This is a genomic window from Mesorhizobium sp. B2-4-15, assembly GCF_006658505.1.
GTDB lineage: Bacteria > Pseudomonadota > Alphaproteobacteria > Rhizobiales > Rhizobiaceae > Mesorhizobium.
Genome location: NZ_VFUZ01000024.1, coordinates 59,968 through 86,464 on the forward strand (window position 1 = coordinate 59,968; position 26,497 = coordinate 86,464).

The window sequence follows — 26,497 nt, forward strand, 5'->3', positions numbered from 1 at the left end:
TCAGACCTTCATATCGCGTGTTTCGAGCAGCGCCCGCACCAAAGTGCGTTTGCCAAGTGGTATCTTGAACGCGTTGTATCGCCTCGGCTGCGCTTCCGCGAAAGCGGCGTCGGCGGCCGTCTCGGCCACCTCCTGATCGAGCGTTTTGCCCTGGAGCGCCTCTTCCGCGGCTTTTGCCCGCCACGGCACCGTCGCCACGCCGCCCAGGGCTATTCGCGCATGCCTTATCATGTTGCCATCCAGATCGAGGGCGACGGCCGCCGAAGCCAAGGCGAATGCATAGGACTCGCGGTCGCGTATCTTCAGATAGTGCGAGCGGCGTGACCATGCCGCGAAAGGCACCTCGATGGCGACAATGACGTCGTCCGGCGCAAGATTTGTTTCAATGTCGGGCGTATCACCGGGAAGACGATGAAGTTTGGCGAACTCCATTCTGCGCGCGCCGCGCTTTCCTTCGATCTCGACGGTGGCATCGAGCGCAATCAACGCCTGGGCAAAATCGCCGTGATAGGTGGCGATACAGCCATCGCTTGTGCCGAGCACGGCATGCTGGCGGTTGAACCCTTCCATTGCCGCACAGCCGGAACCTGGATCGCGCTTGTTGCAGGGCCAAGAGGTCTCGCGGAAATACTCGCATCGCGTTCGTTGCAAGACATTGCCCGCAAGGCTGGCCATATTGCGGATCTGACCGCTGGCGGCGAGTTTCAGGCTCTCGGAGAGCAGAGGGCAGATTCGCCTGACATCGTCATTGTCGGCTGCCTCACCCATTCGAACCAACGCCCCGAAGCGGATGATGCCGTCACCGATCTTGATCTGTCGCAAGGTCGGTTCTCTCAGGGCGTTCAGATCGAGCAGCCGCTTGGGCTTGGCAACGCCGAGTTTCATGTAGTCAGCAAGGTTGGTGGCGCCGGCGATGAACTGAACGTCGGCTTTCGTCGGCTGATCCTGCTGGTCAGCAAAGCGCGAGGCGACCGCAACCGCGGCGGAGACGTCGGCAGGTCTTTCGTAGACGAAGGGCCGCATGTCAGGACCTCCTCGTTTCGTCCCGCGCCTGGACAATGGCCGCGACGATGTTCGGATAGGCGGCGCACCGGCAAAGATTGCCGCTCATATATTCGCGGATATCATCTTCCGATCCCGCATGGCCTTCGTTGACGCAGCCGATCGCGGACATGATCTGGCCCGGCGTGCAATAGCCGCATTGGAAGGCATCATTGTCGATGAAGGCCTGTTGCATCGGATGCAGACTGCCATCGGCGGCGGCAAGCCCCTCGATGGTGGTAACGTCGCGGCCTTCGTTCATGACCGCGAAGCTTAGGCACGAGAGCACCCGTCTGCCGTCGACAAGAACAGTGCAGGCGCCGCATTGACCGTGGTCACAACCCTTCTTGGTACCAGTAAGTCCGGCATGGTCGCGCAGCGCGTCCAGCAGACTGGTGCGATTGTCGAGGGCAAAATTGTAGGACTGCCTGTTGACGCGCATCGAAACCGCCGCAAGAGCGCGCGCATTGTCCTGACCGTCGGATGGCGGCTCCTCGGCTTTCGCCGACCGGGTAATGATCGGCATTGTCGCCGCTGCAAGAACGGATCCGCTCATGAAGCTGCGCCGGCTGAGTTTCGAAACGGTGGAGGTGCCGGTTGATATGACCTTGGGCATGGCTGGCTCGCGGCTGGCTTGAGTGGCCCGAACCGCCGAGATGCCACAAGGTTCCCCCCTCACGTCTCTGTGATCGCATTCCTCTTTGACAAGTAACTCCAGCGGGAACCTCCTTCCTTCAGCGGCGGTTCTTTGCCTGAGCAGGAGGCGATTAAGTATGAGCGATCGACAAACCCGCCGTGAGAACGAAGGACCGGTCTTTCCGCACAAGACGCTCGGCAAGGCGAAATCGTCCTGAGAACCCGCACGGCCGGATCATCTTCATCGCCGGGCTGATTGGTATCGTAGCGCTGGCAATCGTGCTGCGCCTTGCGATCGGCTGAGGTGCCAAGCCGCGAGGGGTCATGTCCTTTGGACAGGAACCTTTGCCAAGGCCCTTCGTTGTTTTGCGTCCGCCGCCGGCGTCGACGAAAGCCTCGGTAACCCGAAAGCTATCCCCTTGGACACGAAAGTTGAAAGAGCCGACCCAAAAGCTGAGCGCGTCGATGAAACGCGAGCGGCGCTCCGCCAAGCGCGGGCTCAACGACCGCGTAATAGCGGTAAGGGAGGGCCGGACGCCCCGCCGCGGGACACCGATCTGCTCGGTTTTCCCAGGCGTCATCCCTATGCGACAGCCGCCATTGCCCTTGTGCTGCTGCTGATCGTGGCGGGAGGCGTCATCTGGTGGCTCAATGCCCGCCAATACGAATCCACGGACGATGCTTTCATAGATGCCCGCACGGTCACCGTCAGCGCCGAAATCGCCGGGCGCATCACCGACGTGGCCGTCACCGACAATCAGCCGGTGCGCAAGGGTGATGTCCTGTTGCGCATCGACGACAGCGACTACCGCGCATCGCTCGACCAAGCCGACGCCGGCGTGGCCGCCGCGCAAGCCGACATCGCCAATGTCGCGGCCCAGATCGAGGCGCAAAACGCCAAGATCGACGCGACGCAGAAGCAGGTTGCCCAGGCGCAGGCGGCGGTCGACTTCGCCAAGGCAGAGGACCAGCGCAATCGCGAATTGCTGGCCAAGGGAACAGCGACGCAACAGCAGGCACAGCAGGCGGCATCGACGCTGCGGCAGGACCAGGCAACGCTCGACAGCACGGTGGCGGACGTGGCCGCGGCGAAGAGCCAGGTTTCGGTTTTGCAGGCGCAGACCAAAACCAGCGAAGCCAAGCTCCGGCAGGCAGAAGCCACCCAGAACCAGGCTCGCACGGCGTTGGCACGCACCACCATAACCGCGCCTGTCGCCGGCCGGGCAACAAACATTTCAGCCGCCATCGGCACCTATACCCAGCCGGGCCAGGTGCTGATGATGTTCGTTCCCAACGAGGTTTGGGTGAAGGCGAACTTCAAGGAGACCCAACTCGACCTGATGCGGGCCGGACAGCCAGTCGACATCGACATCGACGCCTATCCCGACAAGACTTTCCATGGCCGTGTCGACAGCATCCAGGCCGGCAGCGGCACCGCCTTCAGCCTGCTGCCAGCGGAAAACGCCACCGGCAACTTCGTCAAGGTCGTGCAGCGTGTGCCGGTCAAGATCGTCTTCGACAATGCGCCTGACGTGCTTCTGGGCCCCGGCCTTTCGGTGGTGCCGACGGCAAGGTGCGATGACCGGCGAAGCGACGCGCGGGCAAGACGAAAGCCGTTCGGCCGCCGGCGGCCGCAACCCCTGGCTCATCGCCATCGTGGTCTCCATCGCCACCTTCATGCTGGTGCTCGACACCTCCATCGCCAATGTGGCGCTGCGCAACATCGCCGGCAGCCTGGCGGCCGGCGTGGATGAAAGCACCTGGATCATCACGACCTACCTTGTCGCCAATTCCGTCATCATTCCGGTCAGCGGCTGGCTGGCCAGCGTTGTCGGCCGCAAACGCTACTACATGTTTTGCGTCGCGACCTTCACAATCGCATCGCTGCTGTGCGGGCTGGCCCCGAATCTCGAAATGCTGATCCTGTTCAGGATCCTGCAAGGCCTTGGCGGCGGGGGCATGGCGCCAAGCGAGCAATCCATCCTGGCCGACACCTTTCCACCTGAAAAGCGCTCGCAGGCATTCGCCCTCTACGGTATCGCCGTCATCGTCGCGCCGACGGTCGGACCGACCCTAGGCGGGTGGCTGACCGACCATTTCTCCTGGCACTGGATTTTCTTCATCAACGTGCCGTTCGGCATCCTCTCGGTGGCGCTGGTCCAGTGGTTGCTGGTTGAGCCTAAGGTGCTCGAGGACGAACGCCAGGAGAGGCTGCGCGGCGGCCTGAAGATCGACTGGGTCGGCTTCCTGCTCGTCGCCCTGGCGCTTGGCTGCCTGGAAATCTTCCTTGACGAGGGGCAGCGCAACGACTGGTTCGCATCGACCTTCATCACCATTTTCGCCGTGATCTCGGCGATCTCGTTCCTGCTGCTCATCCCATGGGAACTGAGCCGCGACGACCCGATCGTCGACATACGGCTGCTCTTCAGCCGCCAGTTTGGCACGTCGTTCCTGGTGATGATGGCGGTCGGCGCCGTCCTGTTCTCCACCACGCAGTTGATGCCGCAGCTGCAGCAGACCGCCTTCGACTACACGGCGACGCTGTCGGGCTTGTCGATGATGCCGGGCGGCATCGCCATGCTGATGCTGATGCCGGTTTCGGGATTTGCCGCTGGTATCGTCCAGCCCAAATACCTGATCATGCTCGGCATGTCGGTGGTGGCGGTCGCCCTATGGCACATGACGTCGCTGACGCCGGACGCCAGCTTCCGTTTTTTCGCCTTCGCCCGCGTCTTCCTGATGATCGGATTGCCCTTCCTCTTCATTCCGATCTCGACCGCGTCCTATGTCGGCCTGCGGCCGCAGCAGACCAACCAGGCCTCGGCCCTGATCAACGTCGCCCGCAATATCGGCGGCAGCGTCGGCGTGTCGTTGTCCAACACCGTAATCGCTCAAAACGCGCAATTGCATCAATCCAATCTGGTCGCCCATACGGCACAATCGTCCGCGACCTATCAACAGGTTCTTCGCCAGGTGACCGACCATTTCGTCGCCCAGGGCTCGCCCTTGGTCGAAGCCAAGCAGCAAGCCATCGGCTGGATCGGCCAGCTCATCGCGCGCCAGGCGTCGCTGCTCGCCTATGTCGACGTCTTCCGTTATTGCGCGGTGGCGACGGCCTTGCTTGTTCCCCTGGCGCTTTTGCTCCGATCTCCCAAGCCGAAACCTCAAGGGCACTAGCCTGGAGGGGGCAAACAGCGCCGGCGGCGTAATCGGGGTGCACCTCGATGGCGCCGCCGGTTGACGCCGGGCTTGGGGAACACGCTGACCTGGCCGGGAGGCTGGAGGCCCGCGAAAAGCCTTGGCGTTCCGTGACTATGGCCGCAGGCGCCGGATTTCCTGGCTGTCCATCAGGCCGGGGCTTGAGGCAATCGTAGGGTTCGAGCCCGGTCTTGGCTGGCGGCGTGTGGCTGGCTTCAATAAACGACGACGCTTCGGATCGACTTGCCCTCATGCATGAGGTCGAACCCCTTGTTGATGTCCTCGAGCTTCAGCGTGTGGGTGATCATCGGGTCGATCTGGATCTTGCCGTCCATGTACCAGTCGACGATTTTGGGCACGTCGGTGCGGCCGCGCGCGCCGCCGAAGGCGGTGCCCATCCAGCTGCGGCCGGTGACCAGTTGGAACGGCCGCGTCGAGATCTCCTGGCCGGCGCCGGCGACGCCGATGACGACGGACTTGCCCCAGCCGCGGTGCGAGGCTTCCAGCGCCTGGCGCATCACCTTGGTGTTGCCGGTGCAGTCGAACGTGTAGTCGGCGCCGCCGATCTGGTCGGCGCCGCGCTTGGTCATGTTGACGAGATAAGGCACGATGTCGCCGTCGATCTCCTTCGGATTGACGAAATGCGTCATGCCGAAGCGCTCGCCCCATTCCTTCTTGTCGTTGTTGAGATCAACGCCGATGATCATGTCGGCGCCGGCAAGCTTCAGGCCCTGGATGACGTTGAGGCCGATGCCGCCGAGGCCGAAGACGACGGCCGTTGCCCCTTGCTCGACCTTGGCGGTGTTGATGACGGCACCGATGCCGGTGGTGACGCCGCAACCGATGTAGCAGATCTTGTCGAAGGGGGCGTCGGGGTTGACCTTGGCCACCGCGATCTCGGGCAGCACCGTGAAGTTGGAGAAGGTCGAGCAGCCCATATAGTGGAAGATCTTGTCCTTGCCGGTGGAAAAGCGCGACGAGCCGTCCGGCATCAGGCCTTGCCCCTGGGTGGCGCGAATGGCGGTGCAGAGGTTGGTTTTCCTGGACAGGCAGGACGGGCACTGCCGGCATTCGGGCGTATAGAGCGGGATGACATGGTCGCCCTTCCTGACCGAGGTGACGCCCTTGCCGACATCGACCACGACACCGGCGCCTTCATGGCCAAGAATGGCCGGGAAGATGCCTTCCGGATCGGCGCCCGAGAGCGTGAACTCGTCGGTGTGGCAGATGCCCGTCGCCTTGATCTCGACCAACACCTCGCCGGGCTGAGGACCGTCGAGGTCGACCTCCATGATCTCCAGCGGCTTTCCGGCGGCGACGGCGACAGCGGCGCGCGTTTTCATTCTTCCTTCTCCCCAAACTTCATTTGCCAGGCCGTGCCCGGACTCTTCTGAAAATGATTATGCTGCGGCCCTGGCCGGTCCTGCCGGGAACACGCCCGACATAACGGTAAATCCCTTGATGCGCTTGACGCGATCGCACCAACGGCGGATCGCCGGATAGTCCTGGCGCGGGATGCCCCCCTCCTCCGACAGGATGATGTAGGGGAAGCAGGCGATATCGGCGACGGTCGGATGACCGGCCGGGCAGATCCAGTTGCGGCCTTGCTGCTCGCCGAACCATAGATGCTCGTCGAGGATGCGGAATAGCCGATGCGCTCCAGCGCGCGCGGCATCGATGTCGAAATCGTAGAATAGCGCATCATGCAGGCGGGCGGCGGACGCCGTTGCGGTGATACTGTCGGCAAAAGCCAGCCACTGGCTGACTTCGCCAAGCAAGTCCGGATTGTCTCGCGGGTACCAGGTGCCGGACGGATCGTATTTCGATGCGAGATAGACCAGGATTGCCTGGGCGTCGCGCAGGATCAGTCCACCATCCTCGATGACCGGCAGTTGCCCGAGCGGATTGAGCTTCAGGAACCATTCCGACTTGTGCTCGCGACCGGGATAGAAGTCCACCGGCACGGTCTTGTACTCAATGCCGAGGAAACTCATCAGCAGCCGCAATTTGTAGCAATTGCCAGAGAGTTCGTAGTCGTAAAGCGTGATCATCGGCATCCCCTAGATGTCCAGCACGAGGCGCGCGGACTTCGCTCGCGACACGCAGGTCATGATCTTGGTCCCTGCCTTCCTCTCGGCGTCGTTGAGATAGACGTCCTGATGGTCGGGCTCGCCTTCGATCACCGCCGCCACGCAGGTGCCGCAGGCGCCCTGCTCGCAAGATGACGGCACCTCGATGCCGTTCTCGCGCATGACCTGCATGATCGTCTTGCCGGCCGGTACTTGCAGCGTGACGCAGGACCGCGCCAAAGCGATCTCGAAGCTCGAGCTGTCGTCGATCTTGTTGGTGTTCTTGAAGTACTCGAAATGCACTGCCGTATCCGGCCAGCCTTGCTCGGCCGCGATCTTGCGCGCGGCTTCCAGCATCGGTCCGGGGCCGCAGATGTAGAGATGCATGCCGTTCCGGTAACCGCCGAGAACCTGTCGAAGCTCGGCGCCGGTCGCGTCCGGCGACAGCCCGAGATGCGGCTTGAGCGCATCGCCGAGTTGCTTCAGCCGGTCGGCAAAAGCGAGATGCTCTTCGCCTTGGGCAAAATAGTGCAGCTCATGCGTCAGGTCCTGGTTCTTCAGCGCCTGCGCCATGGCGAGCAGCGGCGTGATGCCGATGCCGCCGGCGACGAAGATCGTCTTGATGGAGTCGCGGCGCAGCGGGAAGTTGTTGCGCGGCTCCGAAATCGCCAGCACATCGCCCTCGCGCACAGTCTCGTGCATGCATTTCGAACCGCCCTTCGAATCCCGTTCCAGCTTGACGCCGATGACGAAACTGTCGGTCTCGCCGGGCCCATTGGTAATCGAATATTGGCGGACCTCGCCATTTGGCATGTGCACGTCGATATGCGCGCCGGGCTGGAAAGTGGGCAGAAGACCCTTGATCGGGCGAAGCTCGAAGCCCGCGATCCCATCAGCCGCCGGCCATTTCCTCGCCACCGTGACGCGCAGCGCCGCCTTGCGGCCATGCGTGGTCAGCTCCGGCATTTCGGCAAGCTCGGCCGACACCCTTTCATAGACCGGCTCGAGCGGCGCGGGCGCCGACGCGTTGGCCGCCTCGCGCTCCGCCTCGTCGCGCAGCTTCGACAGCCGTTCATTGTGGTGGCGCAGGATGGCGATGCGCACAGCCCCCTCGGCATCCTGGTCGAGCACGCCGCGGATGACCGAGCGGTTGGAATCAACCGGCTGAACAAAGAAGACACCATGCGTCCGCGCGTTGCCGTCGCGCGAAAGCAGCGCCACGGCAAAATCCTGAGCGGCCTCGACCAGGGTTTCGCCACCATCGCCATCGATCGCCCCATTCGGCTGAAAGCGGTAGGCCTTCAGCCGTTCGACGACCCGGTCGGCCGGCGCGTTGACCGGAATTCCACGCAATGCAAGAAGCTTGCCCTCGGGGAGGCTGGCGATGACAGGCACTTCGCCGCGCGGCTCTTCGGACGACCAGACCAGGCCGTAGCGCTCGACGGCCGGAAAGGTGCGGTTGGTGATGGTGCGGGCCGGCGCGTCGGCCGGATGTGCGGGGATATAGGTGCAGCCGGCTGTGCGGTTCGAATAGCGCCAGCCGTGATATTGGCACTTCAACTCGCGGCCGTCATTGATGCCGATCGACAACCTGACGCCGCGATGCAGGCAGCGGTTCTCCCAGATGTTGACGTAGCCGTCGTCGGCACGCCAGACGGCGAATTCCCGGCCGAGCAATTGGCCATGGAAAACATGGCGGTAGGGCAGGTCATGGGCGGCAGCGATCGGATGCCACTGGCTCTTGGCTACTTCCAGCATTCGTCGTCTCCAAAAAATGTCTTGTCAGGCCGCGGCCGGAATGACCCCGTAGGTCACGCCCTTCTGGCTGAGCCAGCGCCGGTATGCGATCGCGGACTTGTCGGCACGGATCGGAGTTTCGGCGCGCGGATCGAGCGGTAGGCGTTTCGGCACCTGGTTCTCGAGGATCGGCTTGTCCTGGCCGAAGATCGTCTGCTGGAAGCGCTTGATCACCTTGTCTTCATTATCCTCGTCGAGCACGCAAAGCAGCATGTGCGCACGTACATGCTCCTGATCGACCGGCTGCAGGAAGATGGCGATCACGTCGCGCCGGGCCTCGTCGACCGGGCTCGATTTGTAGAGCACCGAGCAATAGGGGTGCGGCACGCGATAGACGTAATCCACGTCGGCGCCACCATCGGAAGCAGTCGAAGCCATCGGCTGGAAGAAGCGGCAACGGGTAGCCAGGATCTCGTCACGATCCACCGAAATCTCGACATCGTATTCCTTCACTTCGGTATGCGGTTCGACGCCGAGAATGTCGGTGTGCACATAGGGAAAGTGGCCCATGTCGAGAAAATTTTCGATGGCGCGAGGCGCCGAGACATTGACGCCAAAGGTTGCCGCGTTGAGCTTGCGGCGATCCGGCTCGCCATATTCGGGGATCGGGAACAGATCGGCTGGCGGCGACCCAAGCGAGGTCCAGACGTAGCCATAGGCGCTCCTTGCCGGAAGCCTGTCGACGCTCGGAACCTGATCGGCCCAACGCAGATCCGGCCGCGAGCGCCAGACAACGGGCTCTCCATTCGCCTCGACTGCGAAACCGAGGCGTTCCTCAAGCAAAACTGTTTCCTGGATAACCCCGGGGGCGGCCTCGGCGATCGCACCGACAGGATGCCAGAGATTGAGAATCACAGGATCGGAGCATTTTGTCATCGTGTTACCTTTGAATGCCGTTTTGGACGTCATCAGGATTGTGCCGGTATGGCGCCATAAGTGACGGCCCGATCGCGCAGCCAGCGCCGGTATGAAACCGAGACGGCATCTGCTCGGATCGGCGTTTCGGCGCGCGGATCAAGCGGCAGGCGCTTGGGTACCTGGTTTTCCAGGATCGGCTTGTCCTGGGCGAAGATGAGCTGCATGAAGCTACGCACCGTTGCCGCCGCCATGCCTTCCTTGAGATAGCAAAGATAGGGATGGGCGATGCAGTTCTCCTCGTCGACCGGCTGCACGAACAGAGTGATCACATCGAGCCGGTCCTTCTGGATCGGATTGCTCTTGTAAAGCGCCACCGTATAGGGCCGGATCACCTTGTAGATGTAGTCGACGACAAATCCTTCCTTGGCGGTCGGCGAGGCGATGGGCTGATAGAATTTGCATTCGGTCGCCAGCACCTCGTCCTGGGCGGTGATTTCCACCTTGTAGGGAGCCACTTCCGTATGCGGCTCTTCGCCAAGCCAGCCGGTGTGGATGAATGGGAAATGGCCCATGTCGAGAAAATTCTCGACGGCCCGAAGGCCGGACACCTTGACCGCGATCGACCCGCCACTGACGAGATGGCGGTCGGCCTCGTTGGCCTCGGGAATGTAGATGATGTCGCGCCAGGGCTTGTCGAGACATGCCCAGATGAAGCCGTAGCGCTCAGCGCTCCTCAGCGCGGCGCCGGTATCGGTGCGCACGACATCAGTCCTGTCGCGACGCCTGCGCACCACGAGGTCGGCCCCCAGCAGACGTGTCGGAAATGGCGTATCCGGACTGAGCGATTCCTGGTCGGCGACAACATGCCAGTCGTTCAGAAGCTCGCGATCGACGCAGCGGGTTGCCATCGGCTTCCCTCCCAACTCGGCTAGCCCTTCACCATGAACCTAGCCCGGCGTTTCGAGATCACGAAACCATAAGATTGGATATCAATCAATAATTTTTTGTCGGCCAAATTCGTTTTTTGTGTTGACAGAATTCGGTGATTGACTTCCGATACATGAAATTCTGAATTCGGGATATGTCGCATCCCAACGAGGCACGTCGTCACCACGGAGAGCCTGCTGATCATGCCCTCGAAATGGCGGAGAGCCACGCCTTGACCAGCCGTTCCCAGACGATCGCGGATACACTGACACGCGCCATCATCGATCACCGTCTGGTTCCGGGATGCAAGCTCGGCGAGCGCGAACTTGCGGAAATATTCGACGTCAGCCGCATCGTGGTGCGCCAGGCTTTGATACGGCTTGCCGACGATGGACTGGCCCAGATCGAGCGCAATCGTGGCGCCTTCGTCGCCAAGCCGAGCATGCAGGAGGCGATGGAAATCTACGACGCCCTGACGCTTGTCGAACAGGGCGTGGCCGCCCAGCTCAGCGACCGCCTTGGTCCGGCCGGTTGGGCGGAATTGCGCCAGCATGTCGAACGTCAGCGCCAGGCGGTTGCCGCCGGCAACGATGCGTTGGCGGATGTGCTCGGGCAGGAATTCCACACCGTTTTCGTGCGTCTCAGCCGCAACAAGGTGATGCAGGAAATCCATGCGCAGCTCGTGCGCCGCACGACGCTGCTGCGCTCGCTCATCACCGCGGATTTCGACTATTGCAATCTGCTCGACGACCATTCGCGGGTGGTCGACCTCTTGGAAAAGGGCCGCCTGAAACAGGCCATGGACCTGATCGACACGCATCACCGCACGGTGGTGCGCGGCTACATCATGGACCGTGAAGTCTTTGCGGAAATGACGCCGGCCGAGGCGCTGGCACCTTACCTTGACGGCAAGGCCGACGGTGCAACCCTGGTGCCATCGAGGAAGCCGGCAAGGACATCCGGAAATGGCGACAGCGCGGGGCACGTGCACGTCCATCTCCCCAAAACAGACCGGGCATCGACAAGCCGGGCATCAACCAAAAAAACCAACAGAGGGTTACCAACATGAACAACCTGACAAGACGCGGATTCCTCAAATACAGCGGCGCGATCGGCGCCGCGCTCGGCGCCGGAGGACTGAGCACCATCGCGCGGGCCCAGGAGGTGCTCAAGATCGGCGTCGTCTATGTCTCGCCGGTCGCGGAGATCGGCTGGACCAAGCAGCACAGTCTTGGCGTCGACGCGATCAAGTCGCAATTCGGCGACAAGGTCGCCCTGACCGTCATCGACAACATCTTCATGCCACAGGACGCGGAGCGCATCTTCCGCGAGCTCGCCAGCGCCGGCAACCAACTGATCTTCGGCACCAGCTTCTCGCACGGCACGCCGATGCAGAAGGTGGCGCCGCGCTTCCCCAAGATCGCCTTCGAACATTGCTCGGGCATCGTCCATCTCGCCAATCTCGGAACCTTCGAGGCCAAGTACTACGAAGGCACTTTCGTCGCCGGAGCGGCGGGCGGCTACATGTCGAAATCGGGCAAGATCGGCTTCATCGGCGGCTTTCCGATCCCCGATATCGTCGGCCCCGCCAATGCGCTGCTGCTCGGCGCGCAAAGCGTCAACCCGAACGCCACCTGCAACGCCATTTTCCTCAATTCCTGGTTCGATCCGGGCAAGGAGAAGGAAGCGGCCAAGACGCTGCTTTCACAAGGCTGCGACGTCATCTGTTCGATGACCGATACCGCGACCGGCGTCCAGGTTGCCGGCGAAGGCGGCGCCTGGTCGATCGGCTATGCCAGCGACATGGCCAAGTTCGGCTCGGGCAAGCAGCTGACCTCCTTCGTGCTGGACTGGACCAGCGACTATGTTGGTGCCGCCAAGGCTGTCGCCGCCGGCAGCTGGAAGCCGGAAGTGCGTTGGGACGGACTGGCAGCCGGCGTCGTGAAGATGGCCCCCTATAATGACGGCATGCCAGCCGACACCAAGGCCAAGCTCAAGCAGCTCGAGGCCGACATCGGCAGCGGCAAGGTGCACCCTTATGCCGGCGAGTTGAAGGACCAGGACGGCAAGGTCAAGGTCGCGGCGGGATCGGTTTTGACCGACGACGGCATTCGCGGCATGAACTGGTTCGTCAAGGGGATGATCGGCAAGCTGAGCTGATCGCCATCGCAGAGCCGGGAGACGCCGAAGCCTGACTTTCGGCGTCTCCTTGCCTGGTTCCCGTCCAACCTTGCTTCACGCCACGGCAGGACCCGCCATGCATCCGCGACTAGAATTGCGCAACATCTGCAAGCGCTATCCGGGCGTCATCGCCAACGACGACGTCTCGCTGTCGATCCAGCCCGGCGAGATCCACGCCGTGCTCGGCGAGAATGGTGCCGGCAAATCGACGCTGATGAAAATCATCTATGGCGCGGCACAAGCCGATTCCGGCGAGATTTTTTGCGACGGCAATCCGATCGCGGCGCACAATCCAGCGATGTCGCGCTCGCTCGGCATCGAAATGGTCTACCAGCACTTCGCGCTGTTCGAATCCGTCTCGGTGGTCGAAAACATAGCGCTCTCGACAAGCAGCGCCTTTCACTTGCCCTCGCTTGCCGACAAGATCCGTGAGCTTTCGCTTCGTTATGGCATGCCGATCGACCCGCACCGCCAGGTGCACGATCTCTCGGTTGGCGAGCGCCAGCGTGTCGAAATCGTGCGTTGCCTGCTGCAGGCGCCGAAGCTTCTGATCCTCGACGAGCCGACATCCGTGCTGACGCCGCAGGCCGTGGTCAAGCTGTTCGAGACGCTTCGGCAGCTCGCGGCCGAGGGGTGCAGCATCGTCTATATCAGCCACAAGCTCGACGAGGTGCAGGAGCTCTGCGACTCCGCCACGGTGCTGCGGAACGGCAAGGTCACCGGCACCGCTCGTCCGAAGGAAACGACATCGCTCGAGCTCGCCCGCATGATGGTCGGCTCGAAGCTGCCGGAAATGCATGTCAGCCCCTCTGTCCCAACCGAGAAGCCGGTGCTGGAAGTCAGGAACCTGTCGGCGAAAGCAAGGGACCATTTCGGCGTTGACCTGGAGGACGTGTCCTTCGCCGTGCATGGCGGCGAGATCGTCGGCCTGGCGGGGGTCTCGGGGAATGGCCAGGCCGAGCTGATCGCCCTGCTCAGCGGCGAACGCACGCATGAGCAAAGCGATGCGATCAGGATTGGCGGCACGGCTGCCGCCCGCCTGCGTCCCGACGAACGCCGCAAGCTCGGTCTCGCCTTCGTTCCGGAGGAGCGGCTCGGGCGGGGTGCGGTGCCATCGCACACATTATGGGAAAACACGGTGCTGACCGCACATCGCTTCGGCACCGTCCGCAACGGATTGGTCAACCGGCGCAAGGCCAGTGGTTTCGCCGCAGGCATCATCGACAGGTTCAAGGTCAAGGCCAGCGGCCCGGGAGCGACCGCGCAGAGCCTGTCCGGCGGCAATCTGCAGAAATTCATTGTCGGACGCGAGATCGCACTGGCGCCGAAACTTCTCATTGTTTCGCAACCGACCTGGGGTGTCGACGTCGGTGCAAGCGCCTTCATCCGCCAGACCATCCTCGACCTCAGCCGCGCCGGCGCGGCGGTACTCGTCGTGTCGGAGGAACTTGATGAGCTGTTCGAGATTTGCGACCGGCTTCTGGTCATCTGCCAAGGACGGGTTTCACCACCGCTGATGCGCAAGACGACCGATCGCGAGGAGATCGGACTGCTGATGACCGGCAGAACGATGAGCAAGGACACGATGGCAAGTGGGAGTGGCGACGTTGCGCTTCAGGATTGAACAAAGACCCGAGCCTTCCGCACCGATGCGCATCGCCGCGCCGGTTGTGGCGGCGATTTTGACACTGGCCGTGGGCTCGATCTTTTTCGCTTCCCTCGGGCACGATCCGCTGCCGACACTCTATGCCTTCTTCGTCGAGCCGCTGAACTCCATGAACGGACTGTCGGAGTGGCTGCTCAAGGCCTCGCCGCTGATCCTGATTGCTTGCGGGCTGGCGGTCGGCTTCCGCGCCAACGTCTGGAACATCGGCGCCGAAGGCCAGTTCACCATGGGCGCGGTTGCCGCCAGCGGCGTCGGACTGTTCTGGCCGAACCCGGAGAGCGCGCTGCTATTGCCGCTGATGTTCGTCGCCGGCATGGGCGCCGGAATGGCATGGGCAGCGATCCCCGCCTTCCTGCGTGCCCGCATGAACACCAACGAGATCCTGGTCACGCTGATGATGACCTATATCGCGACGCTGTTCCTGTCCTACCTCGTGCATGGACCGTGGCGCGACCCGGCCGGCTTCAATTACCCGCAAACCGCGCTGCTGCCGGCGGCGGCGATGTTCGGACCCTTCGATCCGGCCTATCGGCTCAATCCTTCGATCTTCATCACCATCGTGGCTGTGTTCCTGATGTGGCTGTTCACGGACCGCAGTTTCCTCGGCTATAAGATGTCGGTCAGCGGCGCGGCCCCCCTTGCCGCGCGCTATGCCGGCTTTCGCGAATCGGCCGCGGTCTGGATCGGCCTTCTGGCGGGTGGTGCCGCGGCCGGCGTCGCCGGCATGGCGGAAGCCGCCGGACCGCTCGGTCAGCTCTCACCGCAGATTTCGCCGGGCTACGGATTTGCCGCCATCATCGTCGCCTTCATCGGGCGGTTGAACGCCTTCGGCATAGTGTTGGGCGGGCTGTTGATGTCGCTGCTTTTCCTGGGGGGCGAAGGCGTGCAGATGACGCTTGGCCTGCCCTCGGCGCTGACGCGCATTTTTCAAGGCATCCTGCTGTTCTTCCTGCTCGCCGCCGATTTCTTCATTTTCTACCGCGTTCGCCTGGTACGGCCGGCCCGAGATGCGCATGCACTCGAGACGGCACGATGAGTGAATTTCGGTTTGCGCAGGAGACAGCCTGATGGATCTCTTCATCGCCATCTTCACCGGCACCATCATCGCCGCCACGCCGCTGATATTCGCAGCGCTTGGCGAGCTCGTGGTCGAGAAGTCCGGCGTGCTCAATCTCGGCATAGAAGGCATGATGCTGATGGGCGCCGCCCTCGCCTTCTGGGCCGTCACCGCGGGCTATTCCATGCCGGTCGCGATCCTTGCCGGCGCGTTGGCAGGCGCCGCCGCATCGCTGCTGTTCGGCGTGCTGGCGCTGACCTTCCTGACCAATCAATATGCGGCCGGTCTGGCGCTGGCGATTTTCGGCTCCGGCGTGTCCGCCTTCCTCGGGCGCGGCTTCGGCAGCGAACCGATCGAAGCGCTGCATGGCGTCAACATCCCGGTTCTGTCCGACCTGCCACTGATCGGGCCGCTGCTTTTCCGCTTCGACCCGATGGTCTACCTGGCCCTGCTGATGTTCGTCGCCATAAGCTGGTTTCTCTACCGCACGAAAGCCGGCCTCGTTCTGCGCACGATCGGCGAGTCGCCACAGACGTCCCATGCGATCGGCCATCCCGTGATCAGGATACGCTATATGGCGGTGCTGTTCGGTGGCGCGATGGCCGGCCTGGCCGGCGCTTATCTTTCGGTGGCATACACGCCCCTATGGGTCGAGAACATGACCGCCGGCAAAGGCTGGATCGCGCTGGCACTGGTGGTCTTCGCCACATGGCGGCCGCTCCGCATCCTGCTTGGCGCATGGCTGTTCGGCGGCATGACCATCCTCCAGCTGCAAGGACAGGCGTTGGGACTGGAGGTGCCGTCCGAACTGTTGTCGGCCCTGCCGTATCTGGCGACGATCGTCGTACTGGTCCTTATTTCGCGAAATCGCCAAATGCTTGCACTGCATTTTCCAGCCTCGCTCGCGAAACCATTTCGGCCGGCAAACTAAGGCCCGGCCCATAGGCCGCGCATGCAAGATGTCCGCCACTTGGCGAGAAGACCGCCAGGAGGTCGCGGCAGGCCAGAATTCGGCAGTAACAGCGCCGGAAATCCAGCCCCGGATGCCTCATCCGGGAGCCTGATTGGGGTTTGGAGCCTAGTTGTTTCATCCCGACCTTTAATGGTGCATTATTTTCCCTGGAGTGGAAGGAGGCACTATGGGCCAGGTTCTGCATGGGCGCGCCACAACGACAGAGGCAATCCGTCGAGCAATACAAAATAGTCAAGAGAGCCTGAGGAAGCTGTCCAAGCGCTACGGGATCGACCCGAAGACGGTTGCCAAGTGGAAGGGGCGCACTTCGGTCGCCGACCTGCCGACTGGACCCAAAGACCCGAAGTCGACGGTGCTGACGATCGAGGAAGAGGCCGTTATCGTCGCTTTCCGCAAGTACACATTATTGCCGCTGGATGATTGTCTCTACGCGCTCCAGCCGACGATCCCGAACCTGACGCGCTCGTCATTGCATCGCTGCCTGCAGCGCCATGGCATTTCGAGGCTGCCCGAGGTTGAAGGCGACAAGCAGCCCGAGAAGAAGTTCAAGGCCTATCCGATCGGCTACTTCCATGTCGACATTGCCGAGGTGCAAACCGCCGAGGGCAAGCTGTATCTCTTCGTGGCCATCGATCGGACCAGCAAGTTCGCTTATGTCGAGCTGCACAAGCGGGCAACAAAAATGATCGCAGCCGACTTCCTGCGCCACCTCATCGAGGCGGTCCCCTACCAGATCCACACCATCCTCACCGACAACGGCATCCAGTTCAAAAACCGCGAGCAGGATCGCACCGCCATGGAGCACATTTTCGGGCGCACCTGCCGCGACAACGGCACCCAGCATCGCACGACCAAGGTGAAGCATCCCTGGACTAACGGCCAGGTCGAGAGAATGAACCGAACCATCAAGGAAGCCACCGTCAAGCGCTTCCACTACGACGACCATGACCAACTTCGCCAGCACCTTGCCGACTTCATGGCAGCCTACAATTTTGCCCGGCGACTGAAGACCCTCAAGGGCCTCACACCCTATGAGTTCATCTGCAATATCTGGACAAAAGAGCCTGAGCGCTTCAGACTCAATCCAATCCATCAAATGCCGGGACTAAACACCTAGTGCCTGACCATGCCGGCGTCGACATTGAGCGTCTGGCCGGTGATCCAGCGGGCGTCGTCGCTCGCCAGGAATGACACCACATCGGCAATGTGCTCTGGCTGGCCCTTGCCCTTCATCGCCTGCAGCATCTCGACGAAACCGAACGCCTCGTACCGCCCCCGTCACCGCGGCTTAGCGCGGGCCAAGTTCGGCGACCAGATCCTGCGCGGTGCATCGCGCGGCCTGATGAAGATCGCGGGCGGTGTGCGCCTTTGACCGGCGTACGAATTCATCATGCTCGTCGGACGCGAGGGCGGATTATGCGTCGGTATGCACGGCGATCGAACTGCGTTCCACCAGACGGGCCGTCAAGATACGGTGCTCGAAAGGCATCATCGCCTCGGCCAGCCTCTTCAAGAGGAGTTCCGCGGCTGCCGCTCCAATCAGATGCGCCGGCTGCGCTATGGCGGTGATGCCTTGGGCTACGAACTGCATCCAGTCGAGATCGTCGAAGCAAAGCAACGATACGTCTCCCGGAATCGCAAGTTTCAGTGCGGAAGTCGCCTCCAAAACCCCAGTCGACATCACACCATCGGCGGTAAACAGGGCAGACGGCGCATCGCGCATCGTCAACAGATCGAGCGCCTCCTTGCGGGCTGCCTCGCTCGAATAAACCGCCACGCGACGGATCAACCGCAGATCCGGCTTGATGCCCGCGGCACGATGGGCTTCCAGATAACCCAATAGCCTTTGCCAGCTTGGATGATGACAGCGAACATCAGCGCTGGAGAGATCGGTGTTTGCCACAAAGGAGCCGACATCATCGCGCTGGCCGGGCCCGAGTTCCGCCAGTATGGCGATGCGGCTGTGGCCGGCCGCGATCATCGTCGCGATGCCGCTGCGCGTTGCAGAAACGTTGTCGACCACCACTGAATCGGTTTCCAGACCCGCCGCGATGCGATCGAACTGGACGACGGGACAGCGGGCCGCGATGGCTTCCCGCAGATGATCCGGCTCGTCCACAAACGTCGATGAGACGATCAGTCCGTCGACCTGCTTTTCCAGCAGCAGCTGAACCGCCTCCCGCTCGAGTTCGGCATTTTCGTCACTGTTCGTAACGATGACACCGAAGCCGCCGCTACGTGCAACATCCCCTATTCCGCGCAGCACGCTCGCATAGAATGGGCTTTCGATGTCGCCGACCACAACTCCGATGGTCTGCGTCTTGCCGGTGATTAAACCCTTGGCCAGGCGGTTGGGGCGATAGCCCAGCGCGGCTGCGGCGGCGCGCACTTTCTCCTGAACTTCGGGGCTGCTGTAGCCGTAGTCACCAAGTACGCGCCCTGCCGTGGCGGAACTCACCCCGGCCCGGCGAGCGACCTCGATGATGGTTGGATTTTTTGACGATCTTGGAGTCACTCACCAAGCCTTGCCGCCCATGGGTGCATCGTGAAGAGACGAGCTAGCGGCAGCAGCCCCTGTCCCGCAAGGCTGAAAACCGCGTCACCCGAAGTTGCGCACATCATTGCAATCACAACACCTCGGACAGAAAGTGCCGGAGGCGTGGGCTCTGCGGATTGTCGAAAAGATCCTGCGGCCGCCCTGCTTCGACGATCCGGCCCTCGTCCATGAACACAACCTGGTTCGCGACCTTGCGAGCGAAATTCATCTCGTGCGTGACCACGACCATGGTCATTCCCCTTTGCCCAAGGTCGGCCATCAAATTCAGGACGCCTTTCACCAGTTCCGGGTCAAGTGCGCTGGTGACCTCATCGAAAAGCATGACTTCAGGTTCGAGCGCCAATGCCCGCGCAATAGCCACCCGCTGTTGTTGTCCGCCCGAAAGATTGGCCGGCCGGTGATCCTTGCGCTCCAGCAACCCGACCTCCTGGAGTCGTTCCTGGGCCAAGCTGTCGGCCTTTTCGCGCGACACGCCTTTGACCTTGCGCAGTGCCAAAGTGATGTTGGCGAGGGCACTGCGGTCGGGAAACAGGTTGAACTGCTGGAAGACCATGCCGACGCGCCGGCGAAGCTGGTCAGGCGTCGACTTATGAATGCTTTCGCCATCGAGCAGAATATCCCCCGCGCGACATTCGACGAGCCGGTTCAGGCATCGCAGCAATGTTGATTTGCCCGACCCGGATGGCCCGATGAGACACGTGACAGTCCCTGGCTCTACCTTCAGACTGACGTCATGCAGGACCTGAAGGCTGCCATAGGCCATATCTATGTTTTTGACTTCGATGCCGCCGCCCTTGAAACGCGTCGTCGCTGCCGCGGACGACTTCGCAAGGTCCGGCGCACCCGCTTCGGCAAGCTCGGCGACTTCCTTGAGCCCGCTCTGCACAGCGACGATGCGCTTGCCAACGCGCATGCGCGCATCGATATAGTTGACAAGGTGGGTCAAAGGCACGGTAATCACCAGGTAGAATACGCCCGCCAGCAAAAGCGGTGAGAGGTTGCCGGTTAGGACGGCCTGATCTTGCCCCACCCGAAACAGTTCGCGTTCCGAAGCCAGAAGGCCGAGGAAGTAGACAAGGCTGGAATCCTTGACGTTGCCAATGAATTGGTTGACCAGCGCCGGCAGCACGCGGCGGATGCCTTGCGGAATAACCACCAGCCTCATACCTTGGCCATACGTCATGCCGAGAGTCCGCGTGGCGTCGAGTTGCCCGCGCTCGACGCTCTGAATCCCTGAGCGAAAGATTTCTCCGATATAGGCCCCGGCAATCAGGCTAAGCGCCAGAATGCCCAAAGGATAGGGTGACGGACCGAACAAGTCGCGGCCCAGCCGGGCAAACCCTTGGCCAATGATCAGGATCGTGACGATGGCGGGCAGCCCGCGAAAGATGTCGGTATAAATTCGTGCAATGAGCTTCAGCGGCCAGCTTTCGGAGATCCCCATCACGGCGAGCACCATTCCGATGAGCGTGCCGAACAGGGTCGACGCGATCGCCAGGATCAAGGTGTTTTTCAGACCCACCATGATCATGTTGGGCAGGACGTCCACCATCGCCTGGAAATCCAGGAAGCTGCGCGTGAATGTATCGAGCCAGCTCATATTCAATCCCACCTGAAATGCGACCGGGCACGTCGCTCACGAGCCCGGCCGAAAAAGCATCGATGAAAGACGCCCTGCGGACTACTTCTTGGGCAGATACTGGTCCGGCATCGGGGTGCCTGGGAACCACTTTTCGTGCAGCCGTTTCCAGGTGCCGTCGTCCATGGCCGCGCGCAGTGCCTTGTTCAGCGCCTCGCGAAAGGCGTCATTGCCCTTTTTTACGACGAAGCCCGCCGGCGCATCGAAGGATGGCACGTTCATCGTTATCTTGAGGTTTGGATAGCGCTCCACATACTGCTTGGCCGATTCATAGTCGGTAAAGTGGCCGTCGATGGTCCCGTTGTTCAGCGCCGCCACGGCGGAGTTGTTATCGGGGAATTTGACGATGTCGCCCTTCAGATTTTTCTCGGCATAGATTTCCTGAAGCGTGCCCTGGATTACTCCGATGCGCTTTCCCGCGGTGCTCTCATTGCTGGTCAGAGCCGGATCGGCAGAGATGATCGACAGATAACCAGCCAAGTATCCGTCGCTGAAATCCACGGTCTTTTTTCGCTCCGCCGTTGTTCCAATGGCCGCCACACCGACATCGAAGCGACCGCTCGCAACGGATGGCAACAGCGCCGCGAAATCTTGACCGGTGAAGATCACCTGGTCCTCTTTGAACCCGAGCCGCCGCGCCACGTCTCGGAAGAGTTCGGCATCGAAGCCGGTGAAATTTCCGTTGGCGTCGGTGAAGACGTAAGGCCTCGCGTCACCCATGGTACCCACACTGATCACCGCAGGATCGATCAGGTTGTAGGGATTGTCCGCTGCCTCTGCTCGCGTCGAGGCACCCAACGCGCCGAGCCCTGTCACCAGGGCGATAGTCAGCGCCAGACCGCATTTCATCAATCGGCGCTTGCTCGAATTCGTTTGCATGTCTTCTCCTCACATCTATGGGGCCGAACCCGGCCCGCGATCCCACTCGACGTCTCATTCATCGACCGACGCTCTCTGGCGGCGTCCGGCTCGAAAAGTGAGAACGTTCTCACTTTCTAGCATTGTCCTTTTCTTGCGTCAATTGTTCCGGAGAGCCCCGCAATTCTTGAGCGCGCTGCGCTCGGAGCAGGATTTCGGACGTGACCTCGCCTATATCGATCGCCGCCGCATGGCCGACCGCCCCGTAGTACTGGCATGTAGCCGCCGCTGCCTCGGCGGCTTGGGCGAGAATGTCCCGAGGCGCCTCTTGCTTAAGCAGGCCGAACAGCGTTCGGGCGATGAAGGTGTCGCCCGCGCCCAGCGTGTCGACCGGTTCGACGAGTCGCGCCGGGACACGGCAGGAGACCGAGTGGCTGCGAAGCAGCGCACCGGCCCGACCACGCGTGACAAGGACCCATTTGGAACCGCATGCAAGCAATTCGGATGCAATTGCGTCCGATTCCTTGTCATCGAGACCGTCACCCGACACAGAGGCCAGGTAGCAGTAGCGTCCGACCGAATAGCGATGCACCGCTTCCCGCCGCGTCGAAAAATCATAAGAAACCAACGATTTACTGGCAATCTCCGGTATCCATGCATCGAGCCCGCTAGACTGACCGATGTGGGTGGCCTGAAAGCCCGAGAGAAAATCGAGATCTTGTCGGTTCGGCGTGAACATCGATACGCCGAGATCGAAGGTCAGGAAAATCCGATCGGCATTGTGGTGACCTATGATGCAGTAGGCGGTAGGACCGTCGAGGCGGCGCAGCCGACTGATGTCCACGCGCTCCGATGACAGCGCGGTGTGGATCAGGTCCCCGGCCCGGTCTCTGCCGATCGCCCCGACATATGCCGCCTGCCCGCCGAAGCGGCTGACATTGACCGACACATTGAGGCAGTTGCCGCCAGGATACATCTCGCCCCGGGCAAGATAGCAATCGACAACGTTATCGCCCATCGCGGCAATCTTGACCATGGCGGAACTTTCGGTTTATGAATATGAGAACGTTCACACAATGACTGCTGTTTGTCAATTGTGCGCCGGCCTCAAGCTTTCCGAACGAGACGAGGATGCTCATGATTTCCGCACTGCCCGCCGATGCAGAACGCGCCCTGGCCGCCACGGCGGGCAGGCGGTTTTCGCATCTATTTCTCGTGGCGTGCGGCGGCTCGCTCTCCGTCATGATGGCAGGAAAATACTTCGTAGACCGTCACAGCGGCACGATGGCCTGCGACATCTACAATGCGGATGAATTCGTCTGCCGTGATCCACGGCGCTTGGGACCCGATACGCTCGTTGTCCTTTGCTCGCAGACCGGAACCACCAAGGAAACGGTGCGCGTTGCCAATCATGCGCGAGATCGAGGCGCCACGACGATTGGCATGACACTCGACCAAACGTCGCCGCTTGCCCGGGCGGTCGACCACTCGGTCACCTACCAGGCTTCCTATACGACCGGCAAAACAATCGATTCAGCCTACAGCAACTACGGAGTGCTCTACATGTTGCTCGCTGGCCTGATCGATGATCGGGAGAATGCCGGACTGACCGCCGACCTGCTGACCAGCCTCGGCCATCTCCAGCCGGCGATCGATCGTGCGCACCGGATCTATGAAGACCGGTTTCAGGCCTTTGCACCCCGCTTCGCGCCGCGCAAGGCAATCTATACCCTCGCCAGCGGTGCCAGCTATGGCGCGGCCTATTCGTACGCCATCTGCGTCTTGATGGAGATGCAGTGGTACGACTCGCAGGCCATACATGCCAACGAGTTCTTCCACGGGCCTTTCGAGGTGGTGGACGAGGATGCAGGTTTCATTGTGATGTTGGGGCTGGACGAGACGCGGCGCCTCACCGAACGCGCGCGCGACTTTCTTTTCAAATATGGCAGCCGTGAGAACATCCTGCTTGTGGACGCAACGGAACTCGATCTCACGGGCATGGCAGATCGGATCAAGCCTTATCTCGTGCCCCTGGTTTTCTTCGACACTCTATGGCGGTTTGCCTACAAGCTGGCCGATCTGCGCGACCGGCCGATGCTTGAGGGCCGGCGCTACATGAAGAAGCTGATGGACTACTAGATCGACCGTTCCTTGCCCAATGTCGGCATTCCCCATTCCTCTTCCGCGTAGAAGGAAATCTCCATGACCGCATCCCCAAAGCCGCGCCAGGTGATCGTCGTCGGCGCAGGCATCTTTGGTGTCTCCTCCGCTCTGCATCTTGCTCGTCTTGGCCTGGATGTGACGATCGTGAACGATGGTGCGCCGGCCAACGGGGCCTCGGGCCGTTCACTTTCCTGGTTGAACTCGGCGCGGCGCGCCGACACTGCCTATCATCGCTTGAGGCTCGCTGGCATCGACCGCTATCGCACGCTGGCCGCCACAAAGCCGGAAACGGCATCGTGGCTCCGCTTCGACGGCGGCCTGACTTGGGATGCGGACGAGAACACAAACCAGATCGTCTCGATCTGCCAACTGGAACAGGACATCGGCTATGACGCCCTGTTGCTCAGCCCGGCGGAAGTTGCCGCCGTGACGCCCGGTGTCAATGCCGGTGCGATCAGTCCACAGGGCGCCATCTTCAATCCTGGCGAGGGATGGGTCGACTTGCCCGCTCTGATCGATCGGCTGCTCAACGAATTCCGCGCCAAAGGCGGCAAGCTTGTCGAGGATGCCGGACGCGTGCGGATTGATGTTACGGGGGGCCGCGCTCGCGGCGTCGTCACCGCTGGCGGCGAGCCGCTAAAGGCGGATTCAGTGCTGCTTGCCGTTGGACCAGCCACTCCAGCCGCGCTCGCCGAGATTGGCGTTCATGTCCCCGACGCCACGCCGATTTCGCTGCTCCTGAAAACCCAACCAATCAAGACCGAGCTTCGTGCCGTTCTGAACACGCCGCGGGTGGCGGTGCGGCCAACGCCCGGTGGTGCGCTTGCTTTGGATTCGGCATGGTCGGAGGAAGAGGTCATCGCCAACTCGGACGGCACCTACACCGTGCACGACAGGACCGTCCAGGGACTGCTCGACGAAGCCAGTGCAGTGCTCGACGGCAATCCGCGGCTCCAGCTCGCCGCCTACGCCGTCGGCCCGAAGCCTATCCCCGGCGACGGCGAGCCGGTGCTTGGAGGACTCGAGACCGTCCCTGGTCTCCACGTTGCCTTCAGCCACAGCGGCGCCACGCTTGGATTGATTGTCGGCGAGTTGCTTGCCCGCGAGATCGTCTCGGGCAATCCACACCCAATGCTCGCAACCTTCCGCGCCAGCCGTTTCAGCTAAGCCGGTGACAAGACAGCCGCAGTTCCGGCCCGGCCGATAGCAGCGACCGATAAAGGAAATGATGTGAGCGGCGTAAACCTTTTTGTCTGACGGGAGTTGTTCGTTCTCCAAATCAGGAGACAGCCATGCGGATGAAATCGGAAATCGCCGGCGAGGCGGCCAAGCAGCGTCACATCCAGCGCAGCATCGATGCAAAGGACAAATCGAGACCCAAAGCCAAACAGCAACGCGCCATGCAGGCAGGCGCGCGAAATTACCCCGAACCGCCCTTCCCCGAGCAGCACCAGCCAAAGCCTGGGCATGAGTGGGCGATCGAGCCCGCTCCGCTTTACGACGCGCCCTACTACCTCGGATCGAAAAAACTCGACGGCAAAGTGGCCTTGATCACAGGTGGCGATTCCGGCATCGGCCGTTCCGTAGCGGTTTTGTTTGCCCGAGAAGGCGCCGACATTGCGATCGTCTACCTGGCGGAGGACAAGGACGCCCAAGAGACTAAGGAGGCTGTCGAGAAGGAAGGCGCAAGTTGCGTCTTGGTGAAGGCCGATGTCAGCAAGCGCGAACATTGCCACAGGGCGGTGGCGGAGACGGTTGGAAAATTCGGGCGGATCGATGTGCTGGTCAATAATGCGGCTTTCCAGATTCACTCCCAGGATTTCAGCGAAGTGACCGAAGAGCATTTCGACACCACGCTGAAGACCAATCTCTACGGCTATTTTCATATGGCTCAGGAGGCCGTGCCGCACATGAAACCCGGCTCGGCCATCATCAACACCGGCTCGGTCACGGGTATCGAGGGCTCGAAGGCGCTGGTCGACTATTCCATGACCAAGGGCGGCATCCATGCCTTCACGCGAGCGCTCTCCGGCAGCCTGATCGGCAAGGGCATACGGGTGAACGCCGTGGCGCCCGGTCCGGTATGGACGCCGCTCAATCCGGCGGACAAGGAAGCAGATGATGTGGCGAAGTTTGGCGCCGACACGCCGATGAAACGACCGGCGCAACCGGAAGAACTCGCGCCCGCCTATGTGTTCCTCGCCTCGCCACACTGCTCGAGCTACATCACCGGCGAGATATTGCCGGTCGTCGGTGGATATTGACGGAGCGGCTGTTCACCTATGCGAGATCGGGAGGACGAAGCTTTGCCAACAGCAACCGATGCCTCATTCCCGCCAGCGGATGCTTCGAGTTCGTGAGGTCCAGGGCAACCATCCAGCATCGTTCACGATGCTGGCGACCGCCCCTGGACCGGACATCGAGCCTTGTCAGGCTTACCGCCGCACAGTGACATTGATTTGCGCTGTGCCGCCGACGGGCCAGCCAGTTCAGGCTTATAAAGTGGTGTGGCGAAGACCAGATGATCCTCACCCCAGCGGCGAGGAAATGCGCGAGTGGAAATGCACCAGCGCATCGATCTCAGCTCTACGCCGTCGGACGTGAGCGCTTGCGATTCAAGCCTGTCTCCAAGTCTTTTTTGCCTGCCTCTAATTCGCCCCGATCTTGACAGGGCGGCGCTGCCGTCCGATGCCGTCATCCGTTTTAACATTCGCCGACTCTTGCCTAAAAAACGAAAGCTCGATGATCCAGGGCAATGCTACCGTAGTGGTACCGATGTTCCTGGCGGACGATGGGCCGAGGCAGGAAATCGCCGGCTATGTATCGGGGCTCCTGTTCTACCTCCGAACCAGGCGCGGGTAAGACGGCGTGGCGCAT

The 26,497-nt window shown here is 61.7% G+C and carries 22 protein-coding genes and 1 pseudogene; 11 read left to right on the forward strand and 12 right to left on the reverse strand.

What is annotated here, in order from left to right; translation table 11 throughout:
- Together FJ930_RS23905 and FJ930_RS23910 are read right to left on the reverse strand one after the other, a co-directional pair.
- The gene (locus FJ930_RS23905) at positions 1–1,023 is read right to left on the reverse strand and encodes a xanthine dehydrogenase family protein subunit M (RefSeq protein WP_140747138.1); all 1,023 of its coding nucleotides are present in this window, start codon (positions 1,021–1,023) and stop codon (positions 1–3) included.
- Position 1,024: 1 nt separating this feature from the next.
- Entirely contained in the window at positions 1,025–1,657 is a 633-nt protein-coding gene (locus FJ930_RS23910; RefSeq protein ID WP_246677004.1) for a (2Fe-2S)-binding protein, read from the reverse strand.
- Between the two features lie 628 nt (positions 1,658–2,285).
- Between FJ930_RS23910 and FJ930_RS23920 the strand changes: the two genes are divergently transcribed.
- Both FJ930_RS23920 and FJ930_RS23925 read left to right on the forward strand, forming a co-directional pair.
- Entirely contained in the window at positions 2,286–3,431 is a 1,146-nt protein-coding gene (locus FJ930_RS23920; RefSeq protein ID WP_246677005.1) for an HlyD family secretion protein, read from the forward strand.
- Positions 3,325–4,854, forward strand: coding sequence for a DHA2 family efflux MFS transporter permease subunit (locus tag FJ930_RS23925; RefSeq protein WP_246677007.1), 1,530 nt, complete (start codon positions 3,325–3,327; stop codon positions 4,852–4,854). Before FJ930_RS23920 ends, FJ930_RS23925 begins: the two co-directional genes overlap by 107 nt.
- Positions 4,855–5,090: 236 nt before the next feature.
- Here the strand turns inward: FJ930_RS23925 and FJ930_RS23930 are convergent, their stop codons facing one another.
- Genes FJ930_RS23930 through FJ930_RS23950 form a run of 5 tightly spaced genes read right to left on the reverse strand, consistent with a single transcriptional unit; the run spans position 5,091 to position 10,507 of the window.
- Positions 5,091–6,218, reverse strand: coding sequence for an S-(hydroxymethyl)glutathione dehydrogenase/class III alcohol dehydrogenase (locus FJ930_RS23930; RefSeq protein ID WP_141840366.1), 1,128 nt, complete (start codon positions 6,216–6,218; stop codon positions 5,091–5,093).
- Positions 6,219–6,275: 57 nt separating this feature from the next.
- Complete coding sequence (locus FJ930_RS23935) at positions 6,276–6,926, reverse strand: glutathione S-transferase (RefSeq protein ID WP_140749542.1); 651 nt, start codon at positions 6,924–6,926, stop codon at positions 6,276–6,278.
- A 9-nt stretch (positions 6,927–6,935) separates the two neighbouring features.
- On the reverse strand, positions 6,936–8,702 hold the full coding sequence (locus FJ930_RS23940) for a Rieske 2Fe-2S domain-containing protein (protein WP_141840367.1): 1,767 nt from the start codon (positions 8,700–8,702) through the stop codon (positions 6,936–6,938).
- 24 nt (positions 8,703–8,726) lie between these two features.
- Positions 8,727–9,650: an aromatic ring-hydroxylating dioxygenase subunit alpha gene (locus FJ930_RS23945; RefSeq protein WP_141840368.1), complete on the reverse strand. Its 924-nt coding sequence runs from the start codon at positions 9,648–9,650 to the stop codon at positions 8,727–8,729.
- A complete protein-coding gene (locus tag FJ930_RS23950) occupies positions 9,650–10,507 on the reverse strand; it encodes an aromatic ring-hydroxylating dioxygenase subunit alpha (protein ID WP_141840369.1) in 858 nt (285 codons plus the stop codon). Before FJ930_RS23950 ends, FJ930_RS23945 begins: the two co-directional genes overlap by 1 nt.
- Positions 10,508–10,758: 251 nt before the next feature.
- Between FJ930_RS23950 and FJ930_RS23955 the strand changes: the two genes are divergently transcribed.
- From FJ930_RS23955 to FJ930_RS23980, 6 genes are all read left to right on the forward strand, one after another.
- Entirely contained in the window at positions 10,759–11,595 is an 837-nt protein-coding gene (locus FJ930_RS23955; protein ID WP_140749554.1) for a GntR family transcriptional regulator, read from the forward strand.
- On the forward strand, positions 11,592–12,686 hold the full coding sequence (locus FJ930_RS23960; protein WP_141840370.1) for a BMP family ABC transporter substrate-binding protein: 1,095 nt from the start codon (positions 11,592–11,594) through the stop codon (positions 12,684–12,686). The genes FJ930_RS23955 and FJ930_RS23960 overlap by 4 nt, the downstream gene beginning before the upstream one ends.
- A gap of 97 nt (positions 12,687–12,783) precedes the next feature.
- Positions 12,784–14,331 carry an ABC transporter ATP-binding protein gene (locus tag FJ930_RS23965; RefSeq protein ID WP_141840371.1) on the forward strand — a complete coding sequence of 516 codons (1,548 nt, stop codon included), beginning with the start codon at positions 12,784–12,786 and terminating at the stop codon, positions 14,329–14,331.
- Positions 14,315–15,409, forward strand: coding sequence for an ABC transporter permease (locus FJ930_RS23970; protein WP_141840372.1), 1,095 nt, complete (start codon positions 14,315–14,317; stop codon positions 15,407–15,409). The genes FJ930_RS23965 and FJ930_RS23970 overlap by 17 nt, the downstream gene beginning before the upstream one ends.
- A 31-nt stretch (positions 15,410–15,440) precedes the next feature.
- Positions 15,441–16,361, forward strand: coding sequence for an ABC transporter permease (locus FJ930_RS23975; RefSeq protein WP_140749565.1), 921 nt, complete (start codon positions 15,441–15,443; stop codon positions 16,359–16,361).
- Between the two features lie 208 nt (positions 16,362–16,569).
- A complete protein-coding gene (locus FJ930_RS23980) occupies positions 16,570–17,520 on the forward strand; it encodes an IS481 family transposase (protein ID WP_141840373.1) in 951 nt (316 codons plus the stop codon).
- Here FJ930_RS23980 and FJ930_RS23985 read toward each other — a convergent pair.
- The 5 genes and pseudogenes from FJ930_RS23985 to FJ930_RS24005 form a co-directional block, all read right to left on the reverse strand.
- A pseudogene (locus FJ930_RS23985) lies at positions 17,517–17,669 on the reverse strand (SDR family oxidoreductase); the annotation flags it as partial. The gene FJ930_RS23980 and the pseudogene FJ930_RS23985 sit on opposite strands and share 4 nt — an antisense overlap.
- A gap of 148 nt (positions 17,670–17,817) precedes the next feature.
- The gene (locus FJ930_RS23990) at positions 17,818–18,918 is read right to left on the reverse strand and encodes a LacI family DNA-binding transcriptional regulator (protein WP_141840374.1); all 1,101 of its coding nucleotides are present in this window, start codon (positions 18,916–18,918) and stop codon (positions 17,818–17,820) included.
- A gap of 112 nt (positions 18,919–19,030) precedes the next feature.
- Positions 19,031–20,560: an amino acid ABC transporter permease/ATP-binding protein gene (locus FJ930_RS30775; RefSeq protein WP_141840375.1), complete on the reverse strand. Its 1,530-nt coding sequence runs from the start codon at positions 20,558–20,560 to the stop codon at positions 19,031–19,033.
- 81 nt (positions 20,561–20,641) lie between these two features.
- Positions 20,642–21,448, reverse strand: a complete 807-nt coding sequence (locus tag FJ930_RS24000; RefSeq protein WP_140749585.1) for an ABC transporter substrate-binding protein — start codon at positions 21,446–21,448, stop codon at positions 20,642–20,644.
- Positions 21,449–21,587: 139 nt separating this feature from the next.
- Entirely contained in the window at positions 21,588–22,493 is a 906-nt protein-coding gene (locus FJ930_RS24005; protein WP_141840376.1) for a PfkB family carbohydrate kinase, read from the reverse strand.
- Between the two features lie 95 nt (positions 22,494–22,588).
- On the opposite strand from FJ930_RS24005, the gene FJ930_RS24010 reads away from it, so the two are divergent.
- The 3 genes from FJ930_RS24010 to FJ930_RS24020 all read left to right on the forward strand — a co-directional run bounded on the left by FJ930_RS24010 (position 22,589) and on the right by FJ930_RS24020 (position 25,884).
- Complete coding sequence (locus tag FJ930_RS24010; protein WP_246677006.1) at positions 22,589–23,596, forward strand: SIS domain-containing protein; 1,008 nt, start codon at positions 22,589–22,591, stop codon at positions 23,594–23,596.
- A 63-nt stretch (positions 23,597–23,659) separates the two neighbouring features.
- Positions 23,660–24,787 carry an FAD-binding oxidoreductase gene (locus tag FJ930_RS24015; RefSeq protein ID WP_141840377.1) on the forward strand — a complete coding sequence of 376 codons (1,128 nt, stop codon included), beginning with the start codon at positions 23,660–23,662 and terminating at the stop codon, positions 24,785–24,787.
- Between the two features lie 125 nt (positions 24,788–24,912).
- Entirely contained in the window at positions 24,913–25,884 is a 972-nt protein-coding gene (locus FJ930_RS24020; RefSeq protein ID WP_141840378.1) for an SDR family oxidoreductase, read from the forward strand.
- Positions 25,885–26,497 lie beyond the last annotated feature (613 nt).